Annotated in this window: 22 protein-coding genes and 4 tRNA genes; 11 read left to right on the top strand and 15 right to left on the bottom strand. The window is 66.9% G+C overall.

The genetic code is table 11. The features are described 5' to 3' along the window. From hfq to G3N92_RS02870, 5 genes are all read right to left on the bottom strand, one after another. Positions 1-283: RNA chaperone Hfq (gene hfq / locus G3N92_RS02890; RefSeq protein WP_206125924.1), on the bottom strand; the 283-nt coding region annotated here is incomplete at its 3' end. Between the two features lie 346 nt (positions 284-629). After that, a complete protein-coding gene (locus tag G3N92_RS02885; RefSeq protein ID WP_241014538.1) occupies positions 630-1,478 on the bottom strand; it encodes a DUF1571 domain-containing protein in 849 nt (282 codons plus the stop codon). 117 nt (positions 1,479-1,595) lie between these two features. Continuing rightward, positions 1,596-3,350, bottom strand: coding sequence for an AMP-binding protein (locus G3N92_RS02880; RefSeq protein ID WP_206125922.1), 1,755 nt, complete (start codon positions 3,348-3,350; stop codon positions 1,596-1,598). Positions 3,351-3,455: 105 nt separating this feature from the next. Continuing rightward, positions 3,456-4,253 carry a TetR/AcrR family transcriptional regulator gene (locus tag G3N92_RS02875; RefSeq protein WP_206125928.1) on the bottom strand — a complete coding sequence of 266 codons (798 nt, stop codon included), beginning with the start codon at positions 4,251-4,253 and terminating at the stop codon, positions 3,456-3,458. 213 nt (positions 4,254-4,466) lie between these two features. Next, complete coding sequence (locus tag G3N92_RS02870) at positions 4,467-5,687, bottom strand: MFS transporter (protein ID WP_206125921.1); 1,221 nt, start codon at positions 5,685-5,687, stop codon at positions 4,467-4,469. 340 nt (positions 5,688-6,027) lie between these two features. Between G3N92_RS02870 and G3N92_RS02865 the strand changes: the two genes are divergently transcribed. Both G3N92_RS02865 and G3N92_RS02860 read left to right on the top strand, forming a co-directional pair. After that, complete coding sequence (locus G3N92_RS02865; protein WP_206125920.1) at positions 6,028-6,654, top strand: ParB-like protein; 627 nt, start codon at positions 6,028-6,030, stop codon at positions 6,652-6,654. A 1-nt stretch (position 6,655) separates the two neighbouring features. Beyond that, on the top strand, positions 6,656-8,401 hold the full coding sequence (locus tag G3N92_RS02860) for a SulP family inorganic anion transporter (protein WP_206125919.1): 1,746 nt from the start codon (positions 6,656-6,658) through the stop codon (positions 8,399-8,401). Between the two features lie 78 nt (positions 8,402-8,479). Here the strand turns inward: G3N92_RS02860 and G3N92_RS02855 are convergent. Together G3N92_RS02855 and G3N92_RS02850 are read right to left on the bottom strand one after the other, a co-directional pair. After that, positions 8,480-8,566: transfer RNA gene (locus G3N92_RS02855), tRNA-Leu, on the bottom strand. A gap of 200 nt (positions 8,567-8,766) precedes the next feature. Next, a tRNA-Leu gene (locus G3N92_RS02850) sits at positions 8,767-8,853 on the bottom strand. 152 nt (positions 8,854-9,005) lie between these two features. Here G3N92_RS02850 and G3N92_RS02845 point away from each other — a divergent pair. Together G3N92_RS02845 and G3N92_RS02840 are read left to right on the top strand one after the other, a co-directional pair. Further along, entirely contained in the window at positions 9,006-10,073 is a 1,068-nt protein-coding gene (locus G3N92_RS02845) for a nitronate monooxygenase (protein ID WP_206125918.1), read from the top strand. A 160-nt stretch (positions 10,074-10,233) separates the two neighbouring features. After that, positions 10,234-10,605, top strand: coding sequence for a hypothetical protein (locus tag G3N92_RS02840; RefSeq protein ID WP_206125917.1), 372 nt, complete (start codon positions 10,234-10,236; stop codon positions 10,603-10,605). A gap of 67 nt (positions 10,606-10,672) precedes the next feature. Here G3N92_RS02840 and G3N92_RS02835 read toward each other — a convergent pair. Next, positions 10,673-10,759, bottom strand: a tRNA-Leu gene (locus G3N92_RS02835). 223 nt (positions 10,760-10,982) lie between these two features. Between G3N92_RS02835 and rnr the strand changes: the two genes are divergently transcribed. The 6 genes from rnr to G3N92_RS02805 all read left to right on the top strand — a co-directional run bounded on the left by rnr (position 10,983) and on the right by G3N92_RS02805 (position 18,285). Next, entirely contained in the window at positions 10,983-13,454 is a 2,472-nt protein-coding gene (rnr, locus tag G3N92_RS02830; protein ID WP_206125916.1) for a ribonuclease R, read from the top strand. A 155-nt stretch (positions 13,455-13,609) separates the two neighbouring features. Next, positions 13,610-14,359: a 23S rRNA (guanosine(2251)-2'-O)-methyltransferase RlmB gene (rlmB, locus tag G3N92_RS02825; RefSeq protein ID WP_206125915.1), complete on the top strand. Its 750-nt coding sequence runs from the start codon at positions 13,610-13,612 to the stop codon at positions 14,357-14,359. Between the two features lie 5 nt (positions 14,360-14,364). After that, positions 14,365-15,288, top strand: coding sequence for an N-acetylmuramoyl-L-alanine amidase (locus G3N92_RS02820; protein WP_206125914.1), 924 nt, complete (start codon positions 14,365-14,367; stop codon positions 15,286-15,288). A gap of 137 nt (positions 15,289-15,425) precedes the next feature. Then, positions 15,426-16,121: a ribose-5-phosphate isomerase RpiA gene (gene rpiA / locus G3N92_RS02815; RefSeq protein ID WP_206125913.1), complete on the top strand. Its 696-nt coding sequence runs from the start codon at positions 15,426-15,428 to the stop codon at positions 16,119-16,121. Between the two features lie 341 nt (positions 16,122-16,462). Beyond that, entirely contained in the window at positions 16,463-17,176 is a 714-nt protein-coding gene (locus G3N92_RS02810) for a FadR/GntR family transcriptional regulator (protein ID WP_206125912.1), read from the top strand. 119 nt (positions 17,177-17,295) lie between these two features. Further along, on the top strand, positions 17,296-18,285 hold the full coding sequence (locus G3N92_RS02805; protein ID WP_206125911.1) for a Gfo/Idh/MocA family oxidoreductase: 990 nt from the start codon (positions 17,296-17,298) through the stop codon (positions 18,283-18,285). 103 nt (positions 18,286-18,388) lie between these two features. Here G3N92_RS02805 and G3N92_RS02800 read toward each other — a convergent pair whose 3' ends face one another. From G3N92_RS02800 to G3N92_RS02770, 7 genes are all read right to left on the bottom strand, one after another. Then, positions 18,389-19,048, bottom strand: a complete 660-nt coding sequence (locus tag G3N92_RS02800; RefSeq protein WP_206125910.1) for an amino acid ABC transporter permease — start codon at positions 19,046-19,048, stop codon at positions 18,389-18,391. A gap of 122 nt (positions 19,049-19,170) precedes the next feature. Beyond that, the gene (locus tag G3N92_RS02795) at positions 19,171-19,965 is read right to left on the bottom strand and encodes a cystine ABC transporter substrate-binding protein (RefSeq protein ID WP_206125909.1); all 795 of its coding nucleotides are present in this window, start codon (positions 19,963-19,965) and stop codon (positions 19,171-19,173) included. 111 nt (positions 19,966-20,076) lie between these two features. Then, positions 20,077-21,105 (bottom strand): quinone-dependent dihydroorotate dehydrogenase, encoded by a 1,029-nt coding sequence (locus G3N92_RS02790; protein ID WP_206125908.1) that lies wholly within the window; start codon positions 21,103-21,105, stop codon positions 20,077-20,079. A 139-nt stretch (positions 21,106-21,244) separates the two neighbouring features. After that, positions 21,245-22,096 (bottom strand): arginyltransferase, encoded by an 852-nt coding sequence (locus G3N92_RS02785; protein WP_206125907.1) that lies wholly within the window; start codon positions 22,094-22,096, stop codon positions 21,245-21,247. Between the two features lie 299 nt (positions 22,097-22,395). Further along, positions 22,396-23,139, bottom strand: a complete 744-nt coding sequence (gene aat / locus G3N92_RS02780; protein ID WP_206125906.1) for a leucyl/phenylalanyl-tRNA--protein transferase — start codon at positions 23,137-23,139, stop codon at positions 22,396-22,398. A gap of 10 nt (positions 23,140-23,149) precedes the next feature. Further along, on the bottom strand, positions 23,150-23,695 hold the full coding sequence (locus G3N92_RS02775; protein ID WP_206125905.1) for an NUDIX hydrolase: 546 nt from the start codon (positions 23,693-23,695) through the stop codon (positions 23,150-23,152). Between the two features lie 227 nt (positions 23,696-23,922). Further along, a tRNA-Met gene (locus G3N92_RS02770) sits at positions 23,923-23,999 on the bottom strand. A gap of 149 nt (positions 24,000-24,148) precedes the next feature. Between G3N92_RS02770 and G3N92_RS02765 the strand changes: the two genes are divergently transcribed. Beyond that, positions 24,149-24,646 carry a heme-degrading domain-containing protein gene (locus tag G3N92_RS02765; protein WP_206125904.1) on the top strand — a complete coding sequence of 166 codons (498 nt, stop codon included), beginning with the start codon at positions 24,149-24,151 and terminating at the stop codon, positions 24,644-24,646. Positions 24,647-24,652: the final 6 nt, after the last annotated feature.

Below are 24,652 nucleotides of genomic sequence, written 5' to 3'. Positions count from 1 at the left end.
GGCCGCCGCCGTGGCCGCCACCACCGCCGCCGGTGCGGGGGCCGCCGCGACCGCCGCCGCCGGGGCGCGAACCGCCCATGTCGAGCTGGATCGTCGAGATCGCGCGTTTGTAGATGCCTTGCAAACCGACGGGCGTGCGCAGCATCACCAGGTACTGGTCGAACGACTCGATGCAGCCCGTCAGGCGAATGCCGTTGACGAGATAAATTTCTACGCGCTTGCGTTCTTTGCGCGCTGCGTTGATGAAGTCGTTTTGCGGATGGGATTCTGCAGGATTGGCCATTGAGAAGCGGCTTGAGCCGGCGTCAGATGAGGGTTTTGCTTGGATGCACCGCGCTATCTGGCGAAGCGCTTGAGCGGGATTCTACCCTGTTCAATTGAGATACGTGCGGGCGCGTTTGTGTCTAACCGTTACCCACTATAGACCTTGCGCTCGTCAAGTGCGATTTGGCCGAACGGCTGCGGCATACCGCTCGGGCAGGATAATGGCGGGGCGTGCGATGGTGGGATGGGATCGCGAGACGGCCCGACGGGCGGGATATTGGCCGTTTTGGCAGGGTGGGCGCGTCCAACTGTCGCGCCCTGCGGCCCGGGCCGCAGGCGCGCAAGGGCTATGCCACGGGCCGGGCTCAGTACTTGTAGTCGGGATTCTTCGGGTCGAACGCGCTGTCGTCGAAGTTTTTCGGCGCGATTTTCTCGAAAACGATCCTCTCGAAGAGCGTTCCGTCGTTGTCGTAGGATTCGACGGTGCGGAAATAGGGATGACGCAGATCGAGGCCGAGCGTCTCCTTCTTCGCGTAGAACTGCGGCCGGCCGGTTGGCGTCTCGTAAGTCAGCGCGACCACGCGCACGCCGTCGATCGTCTTCGCCTCCACGCGGGTCGGTCGGCTCACGCCGGCCGCCTCGTATTTCCTGCCCTCGCTCAGATACAGCCCCGTGATGTATTCCGTGCCGAGATCGCGGATCGTGTGATTCGACTGCGCGCGCGCCAGCGTGCCCGTCAGCGACGTCCATAATGGAATCTTGCCGAACAGCCCGCCCAGGTGGCCGTACATCTCGTCCTTGCGCTTGGTTTCGTCGTAGATCGCCTCCTGGCCCGAATGCGCGCCGTCGGGCAGCCACTTCGCGTAGATCCGCAGCGGCTCGCGTGTCATCTTGACGATCATGTGATCGGGCTTGCTCGCCCACGAACTGCCGATCCGCTCCTGGCGCGTCATCGTGAATTCGTACGACGGATAGCCGTTCGGGCCGGCGGCGATATAGGCCGGCACCGTCATCGGGTCGAGCGCCGTGAACAGCGCGGTGAGCGTGGCGTCGTCGAGCTTGTCGAGCGCGCCGTCGCGGGCCGCCGTTTTCAGCCACGCGGCCTGCTGCGCCACGGGCTGCTGGACGACCCGCGCCAGTTCGGGTGGCAGTGCGGCGGCGGCGGCGGGCGCCGCCTCCGATGCGGTTTGCGCGCCGGCCGGCACGGTGGCCATCGCGAAGGCGGCGGCAAGGGCAACGGACAACACGCAGGGCAGTGCGGCGCGGCGAATGCGGCGCAGGGGCGGGCTCGACGGCATGCGAATCTCCTCTGGTGGATGCGGGGCGCCGGCTCAGGGCTGCGCGGTCTGCTTGCGCTTCGCGAGTTCCTCGTCGCGCAGCGCGCGGCGCAGGATCTTGCCGACGTTGGTTTGCGGCAGTGCGTCGCGGAACTCGATCGCCTTCGGCATCTTGTAGCCGGTCAGGTTCTTGCGGCAGTGCGCGAGCACCTCGTCGACGGTCAGCGACGCATCGCGGCGCACCACGAACGCCTTGATCCGCTCGCCGTGCGAGGCGTCCGGCACGCCGATCGCCGCGGCCTCGCTGATGCCCGGATGCATCACCAGCACTTCCTCGATCTCGTTCGGATAGACGTTGAAGCCCGACACCAGAATCATGTCCTTCTTGCGATCGATGAGCCGCACGAAGCCGCGCTCGTCCATCACGCCGATGTCGCCCGTCGCGAGCCAGCCGTCGGCATCGAGCACCTTGGCCGTTTCGTCGGGGCGCTGCCAGTAGCCGCGCATCACCTGCGGGCCGCGCACGCACAGTTCGCCGGCCTCGCCGATGCCGGCCCAGGTACCGTCCTCGAGACGCATGCGCACCAGCGTCGACGGCGCCGGAATGCCGATCGAGCCGCTGAAATCGTGCATGTCGTTCAGATCGACCGGGTTCATCGTCACGATCGGCGAGCATTCGGTCAGCCCATAGCCCTCGACGATCGGGCAGCCCGTCACCTCCTTGAAGCGATCGGCCACGGCGCGCTGCATCGCCATCCCGCCGGCCATCGCGAGCTTGAGTTGCGAAAAATCGCGCGCGCGGAACTCGGCGTTGTCGAGGAAGGCGTTGTACAGCGTGTTGATGCCGGTGATGCCGGTGAAGGTTTCCTTGCGCAGGATCTTCATCATCATGGTGGTGTCGCGCGGGTTCGCGATCAGGATGTTGCGCCCGCCGAGGCCCATGAAGATCAGCGCGTTCACCGTCAGCGAATAGATGTGATACAGCGGCAGCGGCGTCAGCACGGTTTCGATGTCGCCCGACACCTGGTCGGCGATCCAGGCCTTCGCCTGCAGCAGGTTCGCGATCAGGTTGCCGTGCGTGAGCATCGCGCCCTTCGCGACGCCGGTGGTGCCGCCCGTGTATTGCAGGAACGCGAGATCCTCGCGCGTGAGCGGCACCGGCCTGGACGGCGCGGCGGCCCCTTTCGCGAGCGCCGCGCGCAGCCGCACCGCCTGCGGCAGGCGATAGGCCGGCACCAGCTTCTTGACGCGCTTGAGCACGAAATTGACGAGCCTGCCCTTGGTGTTGAAGCCGTCGCCGAGCAGGTCGCCGAGCGCGGTCACCACCACGTTGCGCACGCGCGTTTCGGGCAGCGCCTCTTCGAGCGTGTGCGCGAAGTTCTCGAACACGACGATCGTTTCCGCGCCGCTGTCCTTGAGCTGATGCGCGAGTTCGCGCGCCGTGTAGAGCGGATTGACGTTGACGACGATCGCGCCGGCCTTCAGTACCCCGAACAACGTGACCGGATACTGAAACGAGTTCGGCAGCATGATCGCGACGCGGTCGCCGGGCTTCACGCCGAGATCGCGCTGCAGGTAGGCGGCGAACGCGTCGGCCTTGCGTGCGAGCGCCGCGTAGGTCAGGCGCGAACCGGCGCTGATGTAGGCGACGCGATCGGCGAAACGCGTGGTGCATTCGTCGAAGTAATCGACGAGCGAGGCGTATTGCGTGAGGTCGATCTCGTGCGGCACGCCGCGCGGATACGAAGGAAACCAGATGCCGTCGGTGTTCGGCGCCGGCGTGCCGAGGTGGGCCGCAAGGGCGTTCATCGCATGTCTCCAGAGTCGTTGTAATCGGTATCGGCCGGGCAGCCGCCGGCCCGCGCGGGGTCGCGCGTGCTGCTGATGAAACGGAGCGGCGCGCGGCGCCGCGCGTCAGCGCGGGTGCCGCGCGTGAAGCTGGGAGCCGGCCGAGGCGCCGAACGGCCCCGCGGACAATTCGCCGCCGCCCGGGCCGAGGCTCATGCCGCGCTGCGCGTCGTCGAGCACCGCCGCGAAAATCGACATCTGCGACGCATCGGGCATCGGCGCCTTCAGCGCCGCGACGATCAGCGACGACAGCCGCGCGATCATCTGCACGTCGTTCATCGTGCGGCCCTGCGAGAAATCGTCGAGCAGGCTGTCGGTTTCGGCGCCGGCGAGCGCGCCGGACAGCGCGCCGATCGCGTAGTGCAGCCGCCAGCCGAGTTCGCTGCGCGGCAGTTGCGGCAGCGCGCGCTGGAATGCGTCGAAGAAGCGGCCCGCGACGCTCGCGTAGTGCGCGGCCAGGAAGTTGCGCACGAACGTCGACGGGTCGGTGTAGGCGCGGCCGATCAGCCGCAGGAACGCGCGGCCGCCGCGCTGCGGATCGCGCGACGCCTGCAGGGCCGGAATGAACATCGCGCCGAGCACGTGTTCGCAGGTGATCGCGGCGCCGAGCTGGGCCTCGAAGCGATCGAGAATGCGCAGCCGTTCGTCGTTGAGCTGATCGAGCCGGCGCGACAGCATCGCGTGGATCAGGGCTTCCTTGCTGCCGAAGTGATAATTGACCGCCGCGAGATTGACCGCGGCGCGCGATGTGATCTGACGCATCGACATCGCTTCGAAACCATGTTCGACGAACAGATCCTCTGCCGCGTCGAGTATGCGCGCCTTCGTGCCGCCGGCTTGCCGGCTGGCCTGACGAACCGCCATGTACGCCTCCCTTGATCGCTGTTTCGCATTACGAACGAACGATTCAAATCTCCAATTGAAACAAGCGTTTTTTCGTAACGATAAAAAGCGCGGAGGGATGTCGGCAAGCGTTGTGTGTGGGCAGATTCCTCTAGAGGCGATGTGCGGGTGCAGCATCGCCGCGCGGGAAGCGCGGTGCGTCGCGCTTCCCGCGATGATGCGCTGCGGGTGGAGCTAGTGGCTTGCCGCGGCCTGGGCGGCGCTCTGCGTCATGTCGATGCCGCGCCGTTCGCGGCTGAACAGGATCAGCACGGCGATCACCACGGCCACGATGCCGCCCACCAGCGCCAGCGCGTGGCCGTAGTTGTTGCCGTTGTCGATCGCGATCTGCGCCTGCATCGCGGCGTTGCCCGACGCGAGCAGGTTGCCGAGCTGATAGATGAAGCCGGGGAACGTCGCGCGAATTTCGTCGGGCGAGATTTCGTTCAGATGCACGGGGATCACGCCCCACGCGCCCTGTACCGAGATCTGCATCAGGAACGCGCCGGCCGCGAGCGCGAGCGGGCCGCTCGAGAACGCCCACAGCGGCAGCACCGGCAGCGCGATCAGCGCGGCGATGAAGATCGCGCGGCGGCGGCCGATCTTTTCGGAGATCGAACCGAACGCGAGGCCGCCGACGATCGCGCCGATGTTCAGCACGATCGTGATCCACGACACCGTGTGCGGATCGAAGTGATGCTGTTCGCGCAGGAACGTCGGGTAGAGATCCTGCGTGCCGTGCGAGAAGAAGTTGAACGCCGTCATCAGCACCACGGCGTACACCGACAGCTTCCAGTTCTGCTTGAGCGTGGCCACGAGGCTCGGGCGCGGGCGCTTCTCCATCTGCTTCCAGGCCGGCGATTCCGGCACCTGCGCGCGCACGTAGACGACCAGCAGCGCCGGCAGCACGCCGATCATGAACATGCCGCGCCAGCCGATGTACTGGTAGAACAGGCCGAACACGATCGAGGCCAGCAGATAGCCGCTCGGGTAGCCGGCCTGCAGCAGCCCGGACACGATGCCGCGCGATTTCGCCGGCACGGTTTCCATCGTCAGCGCGGAGCCGACGCCCCATTCGCCGCCCATCGCGATGCCGAACAGGGCGCGCAGCACGATCAGGGCCATCAGGCTCGGCGCGAAGCCGGAGGCCAGTTCGAGAAACGAATAACAGGCGATATTGATCATCAGCGTCGGACGGCGGCCGAAGCGATCGGCGATCCGGCCGAAAATCAGTGCGCCGAGCGGGCGCATGGCGAGCGTCAGCGTGATGGCGACAGCGACAGCCGGGATTTTCGTATTGAATTCCGCCGCGATATCTTTCAATACGAATACCATCAGAAAGAAATCGAATGCGTCGAGAGTCCAGCCGAGATATGCGGCGATCGTTACGTTTCTTTGTTCCCGGGTCCAACTCATGGGGCAGGCCTCCTTGGTCGTCAGCGCCATGGCTGTCGCGGCCGCCCGGCTGGCGCGGCGCGCGGACGGCTATTCAGTGTACGCTGGGGAATTGCGATCGCGTTCCGTTTTATTCCGCGCTACGGATTAATCCCTAGATAAATGAACGACTGAAATCCGAAGATCGCGGAATTGGAATGCTGAATGAAAGAAACGTATTGAAATCGAATGGATGTGATTTCGGTATTTGCAATGATTATTCGAAATTTCCGGATGGCGATTCACGATTGCTCACAATGCCGCGCGCACAAACGGCGCGTGCGGCGGTATCGTGGCGAGAATTCGTTATTGGAGACCGATCATGGCGCTGGGTACCGACGTTCATCTGATTCCCGCCAAACTCGACGCGCTGAAGCCGACCCAGATGACCGTCGGGTTTCGCGAGGTCGAGGCGAAGCGCAAGCACTGGCAGTCGCTCGGCAAGAAGGCGCGGCGCGACTCGCTCGAGCTGCACTGGTTCCCGGCCGTGCTCGGGCCGGGCAACGCGCTGTACATCGTAGATCACCATCACCTGGGCCGCGCGCTGCTCGAGGAGGACGTGCGCGACGTGAAGGCGATGCTGCTGAAGGATCTGTCCTGGCTCGACGACACGATCTTCTGGCGGATGATGGAGCACAACCAGTGGGTGCATCCGTTCGGCCCCGATGGCGCGCGTCATGGCTACGACCGCCTGCCGGGCGTGCTGACCGGGCTCAGCGACGATCCGTATCGCAGCCTCGCCGGCGAATTGCGCACGGCAGGCGGCTATGCGAAGGACATCACGCCGTTCAGCGAATTCCTGTGGGCCGACTATCTGCGCCCGAAGATCCCGGTGCAGCGGATCCGCAAGCATTTCGCGAAGGCGCTCGACGAAGCGCTCAAGCATGCGCACGCGCAGGACGCGCGCTATCTGCCGGGCTGGTCCGGCGTGTACACGCCGCGGGCCTGAGATGAGCGACGAGCGTCAGGTACCGTCGTCCCGGCCCGAGGCCGCGGCGAACCTTCCGGCCAATACGCCGTCGCCTGCGGTGCCCGAGGCGGCGCCGGGCGATGCGTCGCATTTCGCCTCGCTCGGCGCGCCGGCCATGCCGCGCGGCGAGCGGAGCTGGCGCGATGCGCTGGCCGGGCTGTCGATCGCCGGGCTGCTGATTCCGGAGGCGGTGGCGTATGCCGGGCTCGCGAATCTGCCGCCGCAGGCCGGGTTGATCGCGTTGCTGGTGGGGCTGGTGGTGTACGCGGCGCTCGGCAGCAGCCGGTTCGCGATCGTGTCGTCCACGTCGTCGTCGGCCGCGGTGCTGGCGGCCACCGTGTTGTCCGAAACCGGCGTGGCGCCGGCCGCGCAACTGGCGCTGGCTGCCGCGATGGTCGCCGCCACCGGCGTGCTGTTCCTGATCGCCGGCGCGGCCCGGCTCGGCGGCATGTCGGATTTCATCGCGCGGCCCGTGCTGCGCGGCTTCACGTTCGGCCTGGCGCTGACGATCGTCATCAAACAGTTGCCGAAGATCCTCGTCGTGCCCGTGCATCACAGCGATACGCCGCATGTCTTCATCGATCTGCTGCGCGGCTTGCCGCATGCGAATTTCGCCAGCGTGGTGCTCGGGGCGGTGGCACTGGTCGTGTTGTTCGCGCTCGGCAGCCGTTCGCGCGCGCCGGCCACGCTGATCGTGATCGTGCTGGGCATCGCGGCCGGCTACGGAATCGATTGGTCGGCGCACGGTATCGCCGTGGTCGGCCGCATCGATCTCGCGAACGTGACGTTCGGCCTGCCCGTGCTCGATCGCGCCGCATGGAGTCAAACGGTTGAGTTGGGCGTCGCGCTGATGCTGATCCTGTACGCCGAGTCGTACGGCTCGATCCGCAGCTTCGCGCTCAAGCACGGCGACACCGTGTCGCCGAATCGCGATCTCATGGCGCTGGGTTGCGCGAACCTGATCTCGGGGTTGTTGCACGGCATGCCGGTTGGCGCCGGCTATTCGGCCAGCTCCGCCAACGAGGCGGCCGGTGCGCAAAGCCGGCTGGCGGGCGCCTGCGCGGCCGTCGTGATCGGGCTGATCGTCTGGCTGCTGCTGCCGCAACTGGCGCGCACGCCCGAGCCGGTGCTGGCCGCGATCGTGATCTTCGCGGTCAGCCACTCGCTGCACCCGGCCGTGTTCCGGCCATATTGGCGCTGGCATCGCGATCGCCTGCTCGTGATCGCGGCGATTCTCGCGGTGCTCGTGCTCGGCGTGCTGAACGGTTTGCTTGCGTCGATTGCCGCGAGCCTGCTGCTGACCGTGCGCCGCCTGTCCGAGCCGAAGCTCAGCGAGTTGGGGCGCCTGCGCGACAGCCGCGATTTCGTCGACGTGGCGATCCACCCGGACGCCACGCGCGTGCCGGGCATGCTGATCGTGCGGCCGGAGGGGCTGTTGTTCTTCGCGAATGCCGAGCGCGTGCTGGGGCGGGTTCGTCAGCTTGCCGTTGCCTCGGGTGCGAAGGTGGTGGTGTTGAGTCTGGAGGAATCGCCGAATCTGGACGGCACGGCCATCGAGGCGTTGAAGACGTTCGCCGCCGAATGCGATGCGCGCGGCTGGCGGCTCATGCTGGTGCGATTGAAGCCGGACGTGCTGACCGTGTTGCGGCGAGCATGCGACGACGGTTTGCGGGAAGCGGCGCTTTCGGAGCTGAGCGTGGACGATGCAGTGGCCCGGCTCGGGTGAGCGGGGCGTTGCGTGGGCCGGATGAAGTTGGCCCGGAAATGAAAAAAGCCGGCACGAGGCCGGCTTTTTTAAAACTTGTGGTGCCCAGGAGAGGACTCGAACCTCCACGATGTTGCCACCGCTAGGACCTGAACCTAGTGCGTCTACCAATTCCGCCACCTGGGCACAAGTTGCTTCTGCATCAAGCAAGACCGCAATTATAAAGGGTCCGGCCACCCTGTCAACTCTTTTTTCGGGACAGAACTCATTGCTGTCATCGAATCATGCTTCACGCTGTTGCAGCCATCGGCGAGGAGGAGAGGACATGCTGCGCCATCCCGACGACGATGAAAAAAGCCGGCGCGAGGCCGGCTTTTCAAAACTTGTGGTGCCCAGGAGAGGACTCGAACCTCCACGATGTTGCCACCGCTAGGACCTGAACCTAGTGCGTCTACCAATTCCGCCACCTGGGCACAAGCTGCTTCTGCATCAAGCAAGAACGTAATTATAGCGTGCCAGAGCAGCGTGTCAACAGTTTTGTGCTGCGGGTTGGGGTGCGCGCTGCGGTACGATGGCGCGCAGGCTGTTCGCGCCATTGATCGCACACCGAATGGAGGACCGAATCATGAGCAACGCCCCGGCGCAGGATCGCCGCATTCTCGACCTGTTCGGCATTGCGCTGCCGATCGTCCAGGCGCCGATGGCGGGCGCGACCACGCCCGAGATGGTGATCGCCGTGAGCGAGGCGGGCGGGCTCGGTTCGCTACCGTGCGCGATGCTGTCGGTCGAGCAGACGACGGCGGCGCTGGAGCAGATTCGCGGCGCCACGCGCAAGCCGATCAACGTCAATTTCTTCGTGCATGCGGATCCTGCGCCGGACCCGGCCGGGAAGGCTGCCTGGCGGGCGGCGCTCGCGCGTTACTACGTCGAGCTCGGGCTCGATCCGGCCGCGCCGGCGCCGTCGTCGAATCGCGCGCCGTTCAATGCGGCTTACTGCGAGGTGGTCGAGACATATCGCCCGGAAGTCGTCAGCTTCCATTTCGGGCTGCCCGAACCGGGGCTGCTCGATCGCGTGAAGCGCACCGGCGCGCGCGTGATCGCATCGGCCACCACCGTCAAGGAGGCGCGCTGGCTGGCCGAGCGCGGCGTGGATGCGGTGATCGCGATGGGCTACGAGGCGGGCGGCCATCGCGGCAATTTCCTGTCGAGCGAGATGAGCACGCAGGTGGGCACGCTGGCGCTGGTGCCGCAGATCGTCGACGCCGTGCCGGTGCCCGTGATTGCGGCCGGCGGCATTGCGGACCCGCGCGGCGTGCGGGCCGCGTTCGCGCTCGGCGCCTCGGCGGCGCAGGTCGGCACGGCCTATCTGCTGACGCCCGAGGCCAAGGTCAGCGCGTTCCACCGCGATGCGCTGCGCACGGCCGGCGAGGACGAAACGGCGCTGACCAACCTGTTCACGGGGCGCCCGGCGCGCGGCATCGTCAACCGGTTGATGCGCGAGATGGGGCCGTTGTCCGAGCTGGCGCCGGCGTTTCCGACCGCGGGCGGCGCGCTGATGCCGTTGCGCGCCGTGACGGAAAAAACCGGATGCGCCGATTTCAGCAATATGTGGGCGGGGCAGGCGGCGCGGCTGGCGCGCGATATGTCGTCGGCGGCGCTGACGCGTTATCTTGCGGGTTTGGCGCATGCATGAGCGTGCATGGGGCTGCGGCGAAGCGAACGCGGCCCCGTCATGCCGGGGCGACCCGGTGGCCGGGTTGACGGTCGGCATGTGCGTCACGTAAGTTTCGATGACGGTTCATCGAAGCGTCGGTCGCGCCGCCGTGTGCCCGGCGCCCTCTCCGGGAGCTTTCATGGAACAGGCTGTTGAGCGCCGTCCGTTCAGGATCGCGAGGCGGGTTGCCGCCGTTGCCGCGACGGTCGCCGCCGTGGTGATCGCGATGCAGCTCGCGTCGAATTTCTCGGATCGTCACCAATTGGCAGCCGGTGCGTGCCAGCCTGGCTCGGTCGATTCGCAGCGTCAGGTGCTGGTCAATTACTTCAAGTCGAGCGGGGACGTGGACAAGACGTTCGAACTGTTGCCCGGCGCGATCTGGGACGAGCACAGCCAGATCTGGACGATCCTGCTGCGGCACACGGACAACGACGGCATGCGTGCAACCTATGTGGCGCGCATCACATGCGACGGGCATGCGGACTTGTCGGTGCTGAACGGGGAGAGTTGAGACGCGATGGGGCGATGCGCGCGGAAATGAAAAAAGCCGGCACGAGGCCGGCTTTTTTTAAAACTTGTGGTGCCCAGGAGAGGACTCGAACCTCCACGATGTTGCCACCGCTAGGACCTGAACCTAGTGCGTCTACCAATTCCGCCACCTGGGCACAAGCTGCTTCTGCATCAAGCAAGACCGCAATCATAGCAGGTCGATGCATCGTGTCAACAGCTTTTTGCATCGACGCGCGCGACGGCCGGCACATGGCCGATGCGCGGCGCGTTGCGATTAATTGGTGCCGTGTCGGGTGATAGAATGGCCCGCAACCTGGCGTCCGATCGTTCGAACCGGACAGGTAAGTCCACGCAACGAGAACAACCATCGACAAGCCCTTGAGCAAGTATCCGTATCCCATTCCGAGCCGTGAAGAAATTCTCGGCGTGCTGCGCACGAGCGATGCGCCGCTGGTCGCGAACGACATCGCCGAGGCGCTGTCGATCAAGCGCCAGGAGCGCGAGGGCTTCTTCCGGCGCGTCGCCGCCATGGAACGCGACGGCCAGATCCGGCTCGACAAGCACGGGCATTACCAACTCACCCATCCGTCGAATTTCGTGGCCGGCCGTGTGCAGGGCCATCGCGACGGCTATGGCTTCCTGATTCGCGACGACGGCCAGGACGATCTGTTCCTGCCGAGCGGCGAGATGCAGAAGGTCATGCACGGCGATCGCGTGCTGGCGCGCATCGTCGGTTACGACCGCCGCGGCCGCCCGGAAGGGCACGTGGTGGAAGTCACCGATCGCGCCAACAAGCGCGTGATCGGCCGTCTGCTGAACGAGAACGGCGCATTGATCGTCGCGCCCGAAGACAAGCGCATCGGCCACGACATCCTGATCACGCAGAACACCAAGAAGGCCAAGGTCGGCCAGGTGGTGGTGGTCGAGCTGACCGATTTCCCGAGCCGCCATTCCCAGCCGCTCGGTCGCGTGACCGAAGTGCTCGGCGATATCGACGATCCGGGCATGGAAATCGAGATCGCGGTGCGCAAGTACGGCGTGCCGCACGAATTCAGCCCGGCCGCGATGGCGGCCGCTGCGGCGCTGCCCGACAAGGTGCGTCCGATCGACCTGCGTTATCGCGTGGATCTGCGCGACGTGCCGCTCGTCACGATCGACGGTGAGGATGCGCGCGACTTCGACGACGCGGTGTACTGCGAGCCGATGAAGGTCGGCCGCGGCGACGGCTACCGCCTGATCGTCGCGATCGCCGACGTCTCCCATTACGTGAAGCCGGGCGAAGCGCTCGACGTCGATGCGCTTCAGCGCAGCACGTCGGTGTACTTCCCGCGCCGCGTGATTCCGATGCTGCCCGAGAAGCTGTCGAACGGCCTGTGTTCGCTGAACCCGGCGGTCGATCGCTGCACGCTGGTGTGCGACATGGTCGTCACGGCGCGCGGCGAGGTGAAGGGCTATCAGTTCTACCCGGCCGTGATCCACTCGGCGGCGCGCCTGACCTACACCGAGGTCGCGGCCGTGCTCGGCAACACCAAGGGGCCGGAGGCGGCGCGCCGCGCCGATCTGCTGCCGCATCTGCAGGATCTGTACGGCGTGTTCAAGGCGCTGTTCGCGGCGCGCCAGAAGCGCGGCGCGATCGATTTCGACACCACCGAGACCTACATCGTCTGCAATGCGCAGGGCAAGATCGAACAGATCCTGCCGCGTCAGCGCAACGACGCGCACAAGCTGATCGAGGAATGCATGCTGGCCGCGAACGTCTGCGCGGCCGATTTCATGAAGCGCCACAAGCAGCCGGGCCTGTACCGCATTCACGCGGGCCCGACGCCGGAGAAGCTCGAGAACCTGCGCTCGTTCCTGCGCGGCATGGGCCTCACGCTCGGCGGCGGCGAGAAACCGCACGCGAGCGATTACGCGGCGCTGATGGCGAAGATCCGCGAGCGGCCCGATGCGCAGATGCTGCAGCCGATGCTGCTGCGCTCGATGCAGCAGGCCGTCTACAGCCCCGACAACATCGGTCACTTCGGTCTGGCCTACGATGCCTACGCGCACTTCACGAGCCCGATCCGCCGTTATCCCGATCTGCTCACGCACCGCGCGATCTACGCGATCCTGTCGGGCCAGAAGTACCTGCCGAAGGCGCCGGACAGCGTCACGCTGAACACCGCCATCTCGCCGCGCGCCCGCGCGATGCAGAAGGAAGACGACACCGCCCGCAATCGCACGCGCAACCACGACGCGATCTGGGAAGAACTCGGCCTGCACTGCTCGGCGAACGAGCGGCGCGCCGACGAAGCCTCGCGCGACGTCGAAGCCTGGCTCAAGTGCTATTTCATGCGCGACAAGCTCGGCGAGGAATACGGCGGCATGGTCAACGGCGTGACGCCGTTCGGCATCTTCGTGCAGCTCGACACGCTGTTCATCGAAGGTCTCGTGCACGTGACCGAGCTCGGCTCGGATTACTTCCAGTACGACGAGATCAAGAACGAACTGCGCGGCGAGCGCACCGGCATTCGCTATCGCCTGTCGGATCGCGTGCGCGTGCAGGTCAGCCGCGTCGATCTCGATGCGCGCAAGATCGACTTCCGTCTGGTGCGCGACACGCCGGTGAAAACCGTGCGTGGGGCCGGCCCTGCGCCGGCCGGCGAGCGAGGCGGCGCACGCGTGCGTGCCATGCCGGGCATCACGAGCGACGACGATGCACCGCCGCCGTCGCGCCGTCAGAAGTCGGAGGCCGCAGCATCGGCGCCGGCCGCGAAGGAAGCGCATGGCCCGCGTGCCGCCGCCAAGAAGAAGGGCGGCGCACCGGCCAAATCGGCCGCCAAGAAGGCGCGCCCGCGCAAGAAATATTGATGCCGCGGCCGGCGTCGCAAGGCGCCGGCCCGTGCGTTCGATGCATTGAAGACGCCGCGTTGTCAGGCCGCCAGGCCCGTCACGCGGCGCTTGCGTTTTACCATTCCCGCGATGCGCACCGCGCGCCTCGCGTTTAGACGAAGGTTGGTCCAGTCATGTCACGTTTGAAGGTTCTCTACGGTTTTCACGCCGTCACCGCGCGCCTGCGCCACGACGCGTCGACGGTCGCCGAGGTGTTGTACGACCAGACCCGGCGCGATCGCCGGATGATCGATTTCCTGGCGAGCGCGAAAGAGGCCGGCGTGCGGCTGATCGCGGCCGACGAAACGCGCTTGTGGGGCCTCGCGCATACCGAGCGCCATCAGGGCGTGGTCGCGCGCGTCGAGGATCTGCCGCTCGCGCAGAACCTGGCCGAACTGCTCGACGGCATCCAGGGCCCGGCGCTGCTGCTGGTGCTCGACGGCGTGACCGATCCGCACAATCTCGGCGCGTGCCTGCGCGTGGCCGATGCGGCCGGCGCGCACGCCATCATCGCGCCGCGCGATCGCGCGGTGGGCCTGAACGCCACGGCGGCCAAGGTCGCCAGCGGCGCGGCCGATACCGTGCCGTACATCACTGTGACGAACCTCGCCCGCGCGCTGCGCGAGCTGAAGGACGCCGGCGTGTGGGTGATCGGCACCTCCGACGACGCCACGGCCAGCCTCTACGAAACCAAGCTGGAAGGCCCGGTCGCGCTGGTGATGGGCGCCGAAGGCGAGGGCATGCGCCGCCTCACGCGCGACACCTGCGACGACGTGATGAACATCCCGATGGCCGGCAGCGTCGAAAGCCTGAACGTGTCGGTGGCGAGCGGCGTGGTGCTGTACGAAGCCGTGCGCCAGCGTCGCGCGGCAGTGGCGAAGTAAGCGCGATGGGCGCGCGCGTGGCGCACCGTTGGGCCGGGATTGCGCGATGGGCGCGGCCCGCGCGTGCGCTCGCGCTCGGCGGCGCGGTCGCGCTGCTGGCCGCCTGCGCGTCGCCCACGCTCGTCGAGCGCGGCACCTACGTGGCCGATACGAGCCATCCCGCGCAGGGCGCCGATTCGCGCGTGCGTTTTCTCGTGATGCACTACACCGAATCGGACGACCGGCGCGCGCTGTTCGTGCTGACCCACAACGAGGTCAGCGCGCATTACCTGATCCCGAGCCAGCCGGCGCGCCGCAACGGCGAGCCGGTCGTGCTGCAGCTCGTGCCCGAAAGCCAGCGCGCCTGGCACGCGGGCGTCAGCGACTGGCAGGGCACCACCGAGCTCAACGCCGCGTCGATCGGCATCGAGATTGTCAATGCCGGGCCGCTCGATGCACCCGCCGACCGCACCTGGCAGCCGTACGCGCCCGATCAGGTCGAGGCGGTCGTGAAGCTCGCGAAGGACATCGTCACGCGTTACGGCATTCCGCCGACGCGCGTGGTCGGCCACAGCGATATCGCGCCGCAGCGCAAGATCGATCCGGGCCCGGCGTTCCCGTGGCTTGCGTTGTACCGCGCCGGCATCGGCGCGTGGCCCGACGACGCAACGGTCGCCGCGCGCCTCGCGGGCCGGGCACCCGGCGATCCGGCCGATGTGCGCGGGCTGCAACTGAAGCTCGCGCGCTACGGCTACGACGTGGCCACCGACGGCGTGCTCGACGCGCGCACGCGACGCGTGTTCGCGGCGTTCCAGATGCATTTCCGGCCGGCCGATTATTCGGGCAACCCGGATGCGCAGACGGATGCGATCGCGCAGGCCCTGCTCGACAAGTATTTCCCGGCCGCCGCACCTTCGGCCGCGCCGGTATCGGTACCCGAAGCGCCCTGATTCCGGCACGGCCGCACCCTGCCGGTGCACCGTCCGCCGATTGTCGCGCCGATGCCTCGCATGCCCCCGAAAATCGACGCCGTGCCGGACGACTCCGGTAGACTCGCGGGTTTCGCAATCAGCGCTTCAACCTCACCATGACCCAAGACGAACTCAAACGCCTCGTCGGCCAGGCGGCCGCCGATTACGTGCTCGCCAACGTGCCGGAAGGCGCCGTGATCGGCGTCGGCACCGGCTCGACCGCGAACTGCTTCATCGACGCACTGGCGGCGATCAAGGGCCGTTATCGCGGCGCGGTGTCCAGCTCGATCGCGACCACCCAGCGGCTCGAATCGCACGGCATTCGCGTGTTCGACCTGAACGAGATCGAAGGCCTGCAGGTGTACGTCGACGGCGCGGACGAGATCGATGCGAGCGGCGCGATGATCAAGGGCGGCGGCGGCGCGCTGACGCGCGAGAAGATCGTCGCGTCGGTGTCGGGCACGTTCGTGTGCATCGCCGACGCCAGCAAGCGCGTGGCCACGCTCGGCGCGTTCCCGCTGCCGGTGGAAGTGGTGCCGATGGCGCGCACCGCGATCGGCCGTCAACTGACGGCGCTCGGCGGCGTGCCGGTGCTGCGCGTCGCGAAGGACGGCTCGCCGTACCTGACCGACAACGGCAACGAGATCCTCGACGTCAAGGGTTTGTCGATCACCGACCCGCGCGGGCTTGAAGCCACCATCAATGGCTGGCCCGGCGTGGTCACGGTCGGCCTGTTCGCGCAACGCGGCGCCGATCTCTGCCTGCTGGGCGGTGCGACCGGCGTGGAGTCGATCGATTACCGCGCGCATTAAATAGGGATTTAAAACATTAAGGCCAATCGCAATTCAAAAAACCAACGAATTGCATCGGCCTTAATCGCCGCAAACGTTTTTCGTTCCAGACACATCGTCCGACGCGCTTTTCCAGGCCTGTCGGGCTTTTTTTTGCGATACGATGCGTTAAAGAAATAGTAAGAGGGAATACCCTCTCAGGTGTTTTCCAGATAGCGTTGCGACCGCGAACTCAGCAACGTATCGAACATAAGAACAATCGTTTCGCGAGTCGTTTTCAATCGAGAGAGCTGTAAAAGGGGCCAGGCCGGACTGCGGGGGCAGCACGCCAACACAGATATGTAGTAACGGGGAGGTCTCCTATGGAACAAGCAAAAGACAAAGACAGGTCGCTCGTCAGCAAGGTCATGGACGGGTTGGTGACGGGTATCGTGGAAGACAAATACGGCGGCATCCTGCCGCCGCAGGACGTGCTTTCCAAGGATTTCGACGTCAGCCGGACCGTGATGCGCGAAGCACTCTCGATGCTGCTCGCACGCGACATGCTCGACGTGCGGCCGAAGGTCGGCACGCGGGTGCGGCCGATGCGCGACTGGCGCATGATCGACGAGGACGTCGTGAACTGGCGCTTCCGCGCCAAGCCCGATCCGCAATTCATGCGCGACGTGCTCGAATTCCGCATGCTGATCGAGCCGCGTGCGGCCGGGCAGGCGGCCGAGCGCGCGAACGGCGCGGACATCGCCGGCATCCGCGAGGCGTTCGAGGCGTTCCGGTCGCTCGAACCGGGCGAGGCGGGCTACGACGAAGCCGACGAACGCCTCCATGCGCGGATCGTCCAGGCGAGCGGCAATCAGTTCTTCCAGCAGATGAGCGCGATCATCAGCGGCGCGCTGCGGCTCGTGCGCGAGCAGACGGCCGGCCGCGAAGGCGCGCCCGAGCGGCTGATCGAACTGCACGAGCGCGTCGTCGAGGCGATCGAGCAGCGCAACGGGCACGCCGCCGAAGCGGCCGCACGCGAGCTGATCGATCTGACCGACGAAGCGTCGAGCACGGCGCCGGAGCGCGCGGCGGGCTGATTCCGGTGTTCCCGACTCGGGCGCGCGAGGGACGACGGCGATGCGCCGGCGGCGGGCCGTTATCATGACAGTCCGCCGCCGGTTCGCCCGGCGTTGATTTCCCGTCGACTCCGCTCCCGATGAACGCTCCTTCCTCTTTTCCGATTCGTTTCGGCATCGTCGGTGCCGGCGCGATCGCGCGCCGCTTCGCGCAATCGCTGCCGCACGTCGCCGATGCGGCGCTGGCGCATGTCTGGGCGCGCCGCGCCGAGGCCGCCGCCGCATTCTGCGCGGCGCACGGCGGCACGCCGATCGACAGCTTCGAGGCGCTGTGCGCGTCGGACGTCGACGCCATCTACATCGCCACGCTCAACGACAGCCACGCGCAATACGCCTGCGCCGCGCTCGCCGCCGGCAAGGCCGTGCTGTGCGAGAAACCGGCCACCGTCAACGCGCGCGAACTGGACACGGTGCTGGCCGCCGCGAAGGCTGCCGGCCGGCTGTTCATGGAGGCGATGAAGCCGCCGTTCTATCCGCTCTACCGGCGCCTGCGCGAACATCTGGCGCAGGATCCGGTCGGCCCGATCCGGCTCGTGCGGGCCGGCGGCGCGTTCTCGACGGTGCCGGCCGATCACACCAGCTTCAGCTTCGAGACCGCCGGCGGCGCGTTGCTCGATATCGGCATCTACGAGATGTTCCTGGCGGTGGACTGGCTCGGCGCGCCGCTCGACGTGCAGACGCTCGGCCGTGTCGGCGCGACCGGCGTGGACACCTTCGCGAGCCTGAACAGCCGCCACGAACACGGCATCGCGCAACTGTTCTGCGGGCTCGATGTGATGGGGCGCGGCGATGCGCTGCTCGGCGCCGAGGGCGGCACCGTGACGATTCACGAGAACTGGTGGAATCCGCAGAAGGCGACGATCCGCTATTCGGACGGGCGCGTCGTCGAGCTCGACGCACCGTTTTCGGGCGGCGGCCTCAACTACGAAACGGCACACTTCTGCGCGTTGCTGCGCGACGGGCTGACCGAAAGCCCGGTGCTCACGCATGCGCACTCGCGCGGCATGATCGCGATGACCGATGCCGCGCGCGCGGCGCTCGGCGTGCGCTTCGCGGCGGACGAACGCTGAAGGCGGGGCGGCGGCAAAATGAAACGGGCGCGCAAGTCGCGCGCCCGTTGCGGGATGCATCGGCGGTTCACGCGCCGCTCGGGTCGGTCAATTGGTCAATCGGTCAGAACCGTCCCGGCAGCGCGAGCCGGCGTTCCCACCAGCGCTGCACCCATTCGAGGATCTGGCACAGCACCCAGTAGACGCCGGCGGCGGCCAGATAGAGCGGCAGCGGCTGATAGGTCGAGGCAATGATCTCCTGCGCGCTGCGCAGCAGTTCGGTCACCGTGATGACCGACACCAGCGAGGTGTCCTTGATCAGGCTGATCAGGCTGTTCGACAGGCTCGGCACGGCGATCCGCAGCGCCTGCGGGCCGATCACGTAGCGCAGCGTCTGGCCCCACGACAGGCCGAGGCTGTACGACGCCAGCCACTGGCCGTTCTCGATGCCGTTGATCGCACCGCGCATGCTTTCCGACATGTAGGCGGCCACGTTGGCCGACAGCGCGATCACGCCGGCCGGCGTCGGGTCGAGCGAGATGCCGAGGCTCGGCAGCCCGTAATAGATGACGAAGATCTGCACGAGCAGCGGCGTGCCGCGCATCAGGCTCACGTAGACGCGTGCGATCGCATTCAATGCGCGGTTGTGGGCGATGCCCATCAGCGCGAGCACCACGGCGGCGGCGAGGCCGAACACCATCGACAGGACGGCGAACTTGACGGTCAGGAGCGCGCCCTGGGCGAGCACGGGCAGCGAATCGACGAGCAGGGAAGTGATCGACATGGTGGGAAGCAGGTGAGGCAGGCGCGCCCGGAAGCATGACAAGGCGCCATCATAAACCGACGAAAACAAAGCGAAGGGCGGCACCGTCGCCGATGCCGCCCTTCGTCATGCCGCGTTCCGACTTACTTGATCGGCTTCGACACGTCGATGCCGAACCACTTGTCCGAGATCTTCGCGAACGTGCCGTCGGCTTCGAGCTGCGTCATCGCATCGTCGATCGCCTTGGCGAACTTCGGGTTGCCCTTCTTGAACGGGATGCCCGACGGTTCGGCCGAGCCGACCGTGGCGCCCGTGCGCAGCGGCAGCGGCGATGCCTTCAACAGGTAGGCGAGCATCAGGCGGTCGTTCAGCGCCGCGTCGAGACGGCCGGCGGCCAGATCGCGCAGGTACTCGGGCGCGCCCGGGTAGGTCTTCACGTCGATGCCCGGCACCGATTTCGCCATGTCCATGTAGTTGGTGCCCAGGCCGACGCCGAGCTTCTTGCCCTTCAGGTCGTCGAGCGACTTGAATTCGCGCGTGTCGTCCTTGCGCTGGATCAGCTGCGCGGCCGAGTACGTGTAGGCCGGCGAGAAGTCGAGCGCTTCCTTGCGCTTGTCGGTGATGCCGACCTGGTTGACGATCACGTCGAATTTGCCTGCCTGCAGGCCAGCGATGATGCCGCTCCACTCGGTCGTGACGAATTCCGGCTTCAGGCCCAGCTTGGCGGCCACGGCCTTGGCGATGTCGACGTCATAGCCGACCAGCTCGCCCGACGGCGCCTTCGAATTGAACGGAGGGAACGTGCCTTCCAGGCCGATGCGCAGCGTACCGCGCTGCTTGGCCTGGTCGAGGATGTCGGCCGCATGGGCGGACGCGGCAACCAGCGAGGCGCCGATCAGGCCGGCGCTCAGGAGCTTCTTCAGCGACACAATCTTCATTCTGTTCCCTGTATTGCCCGCAACGGGCGTTGACGATAGCGGCCATCATAGTAAAAACACAATTACTGGCCAACTATCGTTTGTTTATTTCTATATAACGGCGCCGCGTGCTCAGCCGCGGGCGATGGCCTTCACGCAATCGGCGACGAGCGGCGGGCCGCGATAGATGAAGCCCGTGTAGAGCTGCACCAGCGACGCGCCGGCCGCGAGTTTCGCACGCGCGTCCTCGCCCGAAAAGATGCCGCCAACCCCAATGATCGGCACCGCGCTGCCCAGTTCGGCGTGCAGCTTGCGCACCACCTCGGTGGAGGCGTCGAACACCGGGCGGCCCGACAGGCCGCCGGTTTCGTCGGCGTGCGGCATGCCCTGCACGGCGGCGCGCGACAGCGTGGTGTTGGTGGCGATCACGGCTTCGATGCGGTGGCGCAGCAGCAGCGCGGCGATTTCCTTGACCTGTTCGTCGTCGAGATCGGGCGCGATCTTCAGTGCGAGCGGCACGAGCTTGCCGTGCAGGTCGGCCAGGCGCGCCTGCTTGTCCTTCAGCGCGGCGAGCAGTGCGTCGAGCTCGTTGGTGCCCTGCAATTGGCGCAGGTTCTTGGTGTTCGGCGACGAGATGTTGATCGTCACGTAGCTGGCGAACGGGTAGACGCGCTCGAGGCAGTACAGGTAATCCTCGGCGGCGCGCTCGATCGGCGTGTCGGCGTTCTTGCCGATGTTCAGGCCCAGCACGCCGCGATAGCGCGCGGCCTGCACGTTCTTCACGAATTGATCGACGCCGTGGTTGTTGAAGCCCATCCGGTTGATCACCGCGTTCGCTTCCGGCAAGCGGAAGATGCGCGGGCGCGGGTTGCCCGGCTGCGCGCGCGGCGTGACCGTGCCCACCTCGATGAAGCCGAAGCCGAGCGCGGCCAGGCCGTCGATGCAGGCGCCGTCCTTGTCCAGCCCTGCCGCCAGCCCGACCGGATTGCGGAAGGTCAGGCCCATCACGGTGCGCGGCACGTCCGGCACGTTCGGCGCGAGCAGGCTCGCGAGGCCGGTGCGGCCGGCGGCGCCGAGCATGCGCAGCGTCAGGTGGTGGGCATCTTCGGCGTCCATCTTGAAGAGGGACGCGCGGGCGAGCGGATAAAGGGAGCTGAACACGGCGGGACGGGCGGGGCCGGAAAATTGATAACCCGGCATTTTAACCGAACCGGGAGCCCGGCCGGTCAGGAATGCAGGGCAGTGGCAGGGCGCGGGGCGGGCCGCTCGAGCGCCTTTGTGCGCCGCGGCCGACGCCGCCTCAGCGCGTGCCGCCGTGGCCGCCCGGCAGCGGTGCGCGGGCCAGCGCCGCGTCGACCGGCGGCAGATCGACGGTGGCCGGGTCGAGCGGCTTCCAGCGGCCGTCGATCAGGCCTTCGAGCGGCCGGAAGTTCGCCTTGTAGGCCATCTTCTGGCTTTCGCGGATCCAGTAGCCGAGATACACGTAGGGCAGCCTCAAGCTGCGTGCCTGCTCGATCTGCCAGAGGATGTTGTAGGTGCCGTAGCTCTTGTGCGCATCCTCGGGTTCGAAGAACGTGTACACCGAGGAGAGCCCGTCGCCGAGGATGTCGATCATGCTGATCATGCGCAGCGCACCCGGCTCGGGGGCGGCGTCCGGCGCGTCGGGGTTGGCCCGCGGCGCGTCGCGGAATTCGACGAGCCGCGAATTGATCCGGCTTTGCAGCAGGAACTGCTCGTATTGGTCGCGGCTGTCGCGATCCATGCCGCCGCCCGCGTGGCGCGCCGACTGGTAGCGCATGTACAGCGCGTAATGCTCCTCGTCGTAATGCAGCGGCGAAACCGACGCCACCAGCCCGCGATGGCGGTTCCACATCTTGCGCTGCGTGCGGTTCGGCGCGAACGCGTCCACCGGCACGCGCACCGGCACGCAGGCGCGGCAGCCGTCGCAATAGGGCCGATACGTGAACACGCCCGAGCGCCGGAAGCCGGCCTTGACGAGTTCGGTGTAGATGTCGGAATTGATCAGATGGCTGGGCGTCGCAACTTGCGAACGCGCCACGCGGCCATCGAGATAACTGCACGGGTACGGCGCCGTTGCATAGAACTGCAGGGCCGAAAGCGGTGAAAGCGGCAACTCGGTGGGATGAGTCATGGGCAGCTCTCGAGGCGGGAGGGTCGCGTCAGCGGGCCGGGCGGAAGCCGCCGGGCCGCGTGGCACGCCGAGCCGGGCCCGAACGGATCCCGCACGCCGGGCCGGTGCGGCGGCACACGACGCGCGTGCTGCGCGCGACGGCCGACGCCGGCTGCGGCGCATGCGAAGGGGAGATCGTCAGGGTGGGCATCGGATGTCTTGTCGATAGGGCCGGCCTTGGCGAGCGCCGGCCGGTCGGATGACGACAAAGGTAACATGAAAATTATCGCGTTGAGGAGTGCCACGCGATGGGCCGCGCATCAGCCGGCGGGCGCCGTCTCGGTCAGCCGGGCCAGCGCGTGCTTGTCGAAGCGCCACGGAATCGCGGCCTCGGCGGTGGCGCGCCGCACATGCGCGACGAAATCGCGGCGGCCGATTTCGCGGCCGCCGAGCGAGGCGAGATGCGCGGTGTTCTGCTGGCAGTCGATCATCGTCACGCCGTGCGCGCGCAGGTGCGCCACCAGCGTGGCCAGCGCGATCTTCGAGGCGTCGGTGGCCTTCGCGAACATCGATTCGCCGAAGAACATCGTGCCGAACGCCACGCCGTACAGGCCGCCCACGCGTTCGCCGTCGAGCCAGGTTTCGATGCTGTGCGCGTGGCCCGCGCGATGCAGCGCCGTGTAGGCGGCCACGATGTCGTCGGTGATCCAGGTGCCGCGCTGGCCGTCGCGCGGCGCCTGCGCGCAGGCGCGCATCACGGCGGGGAAATCGTGGTCGACGCGCACGTCCCAGCGCGCTTCGCGTTGCACGCGGCGCAGCGTCTTGCGGAACGTGGCGGAGACGCGGAATTCGTCCGGCGCGAGGATCATGCGCGGATCGGGGCTCCACCACAGCACGGGCTGGCCGTCGGAATACCAGGGGAAGATGCCGCGGTGATACGCGTCGGCGACGCGCTCGGGCAGCAGGTCGGCGCTGGCCGCGAGCAGGCCGGGTGCGCCGCTGGCCGGGCCGAGCGCCTGCTCGACGGGCGGAAACGGCGCCTCGGGCGCGAGCCAGGGAACCATGCGCGCGCTGTCAGCCGTTGCGCAGCGAGCGGTGGATGTCGCCGGTATGCACGCCGAACGAACCGGCTTCGCGGTCGGCGAAGAACAGGCGCAAGGTCTGGCTGACGGTGGTGAACGCGATGTCGTCCCAGGGGATGTCCGCCTCGTCGAACAGGCGGACTTCGAGGCTTTCCTCGCCGGCCTCGAATTCCGGGCCGCTCATGCGCGCGAGATAGAACAGGTGGACCTGATGCACATGCGGCACGTTCAGCAGCGTGAACAGGTTCTGCACTTCGACGCGCGCGCCGGCTTCTTCCAGCGTTTCGCGCGCGGCCGCTTCGGCGGTGGTTTCGCCCATCTCCATGAAGCCGGCCGGCAAGGTCCAGTAGCCGTGGCGCGGTTCGATCGCGCGGCGGCACAGCAGCACCTGATCGCCCCAGACGGGCACGGTGCCCACCACGTTGCGCGGATTCTGATAATGGATCGTGCCGCACTGGTCGCAGACGAAGCGTTCGCGGTTGTCGCCGGGAGGGATGCGCGCGATGACTTCGTGGCCGCAGACTGAGCAGAATTTCATAGGGATGGGGAGCGAAAGGGTGATGCGAGTGTATCACCGCATACGGCGATTCCAGAAAGGCGCAGGCGCGCTTTTGCCGCGCATCGCGTGGCAGGCGGCAGCGAGGCCGGGCGCTGCAATGGCGCTTGTGACAACGATAGCGGAGGCGGTGCGCGCGAGCATTTCCGGCGCTGGAAATGAAAATGGGCCACAAGCTCGAAGCGCTGTGACCCATCATCGATACGACTTGGTTGCGGGGATAGGATTTGAACCTATGACCTTCGGGTTATGAGCCCGACGAGCTGCCAGACTGCTCCACCCCGCGTCCGTCAGAAGAATTAAATTATAGGATGTTCCTGGAAACAGTGCAAGCGTTTTATCTGTCCCCGTCACAGCGCCGTGTGCGCGAGCCGCTGGGCTAGAATCTGTCGGCGGTTCCCGCCCTTTCATTCAACGCCCGTTTCGACGATCTATATGGATATCGCTCACGATCTGCAGTCGATCCTCGTTCAGGAGCACACGCTCGTCTTTCCGCAGTTCGACACGGCTCGCGCGTGGGCGCTCGGCACGCGGCTGCGGGACATGGCGCTCGCGCGTGGTCATGCCGTCGCGATCGAGATCGGCAGCTTCGGCCTGCCCGTGTTCTTCGCCGCGCTCGAGGGCGCGACGCCCGACAACGTTGCCTGGGTCGCGCGCAAGCGCCGCGCGGTCGAGCATTTTCGACGCAGTTCGTACGCGGTCGGCCTGCGCCTGAAGCAGGCCGGCACCACGCTGGCGGCCAAGCACGGCCTGCCCGATACCGAGTACGCCTCGCATGGCGGCGCGTTTCCGCTGACGGTGGCCGGCGCCGGTGTGATCGGCACGATCACGGTGTCGGGCCTGCCGCAGCGCCGCGATCATGAACTGGTGGTGGAGGCGCTCGCCGCCGAACTCGGCCACGACTACGCCGCGCTCGCGCTGGCAGGGGAGTAAACGACG

Source organism: Burkholderia sp. Ac-20379 (assembly GCF_017104645.1).
In the GTDB taxonomy this organism is placed as follows: Bacteria; Pseudomonadota; Gammaproteobacteria; order Burkholderiales; family Burkholderiaceae; genus Burkholderia.
This window is presented reverse-complemented; position numbering and strand designations above follow the sequence as displayed.

Coding starts and splice junctions, on each gene's coding strand:
- G3N92_RS02795 (WP_206125909.1), bottom strand. CDS start 19,965: ATGAAGATTGTGTCGCTGAAGAAGCTCCTGAGCGCCGGCCTGATCGGC.
- G3N92_RS02810 (WP_206125912.1), top strand. CDS start 16,463: ATGGAACAAGCAAAAGACAAAGACAGGTCGCTCGTCAGCAAGGTCATG.
- G3N92_RS02805 (WP_206125911.1), top strand. CDS start 17,296: ATGAACGCTCCTTCCTCTTTTCCGATTCGTTTCGGCATCGTCGGTGCC.
- G3N92_RS02860 (WP_206125919.1), top strand. CDS start 6,656: ATGAGCGACGAGCGTCAGGTACCGTCGTCCCGGCCCGAGGCCGCGGCG.
- G3N92_RS02840 (WP_206125917.1), top strand. CDS start 10,234: ATGGAACAGGCTGTTGAGCGCCGTCCGTTCAGGATCGCGAGGCGGGTT.
- G3N92_RS02775 (WP_206125905.1), bottom strand. CDS start 23,695: ATGAAATTCTGCTCAGTCTGCGGCCACGAAGTCATCGCGCGCATCCCT.
- rlmB (WP_206125915.1), top strand. CDS start 13,610: ATGTCACGTTTGAAGGTTCTCTACGGTTTTCACGCCGTCACCGCGCGC.
- G3N92_RS02885 (WP_241014538.1), bottom strand. CDS start 1,478: ATGGCCACCGTGCCGGCCGGCGCGCAAACCGCATCGGAGGCGGCGCCC.
- G3N92_RS02845 (WP_206125918.1), top strand. CDS start 9,006: ATGAGCAACGCCCCGGCGCAGGATCGCCGCATTCTCGACCTGTTCGGC.
- G3N92_RS02870 (WP_206125921.1), bottom strand. CDS start 5,687: ATGAGTTGGACCCGGGAACAAAGAAACGTAACGATCGCCGCATATCTC.
- aat (WP_206125906.1), bottom strand. CDS start 23,139: ATGGTTCCCTGGCTCGCGCCCGAGGCGCCGTTTCCGCCCGTCGAGCAG.
- G3N92_RS02875 (WP_206125928.1), bottom strand. CDS start 4,253: ATGGCGGTTCGTCAGGCCAGCCGGCAAGCCGGCGGCACGAAGGCGCGC.
- G3N92_RS02880 (WP_206125922.1), bottom strand. CDS start 3,350: ATGAACGCCCTTGCGGCCCACCTCGGCACGCCGGCGCCGAACACCGAC.
- G3N92_RS02765 (WP_206125904.1), top strand. CDS start 24,149: ATGGATATCGCTCACGATCTGCAGTCGATCCTCGTTCAGGAGCACACG.
- G3N92_RS02865 (WP_206125920.1), top strand. CDS start 6,028: ATGGCGCTGGGTACCGACGTTCATCTGATTCCCGCCAAACTCGACGCG.
- G3N92_RS02800 (WP_206125910.1), bottom strand. CDS start 19,048: ATGTCGATCACTTCCCTGCTCGTCGATTCGCTGCCCGTGCTCGCCCAG.
- G3N92_RS02785 (WP_206125907.1), bottom strand. CDS start 22,096: ATGACTCATCCCACCGAGTTGCCGCTTTCACCGCTTTCGGCCCTGCAG.
- rpiA (WP_206125913.1), top strand. CDS start 15,426: ATGACCCAAGACGAACTCAAACGCCTCGTCGGCCAGGCGGCCGCCGAT.
- G3N92_RS02820 (WP_206125914.1), top strand. CDS start 14,365: ATGGGCGCGCGCGTGGCGCACCGTTGGGCCGGGATTGCGCGATGGGCG.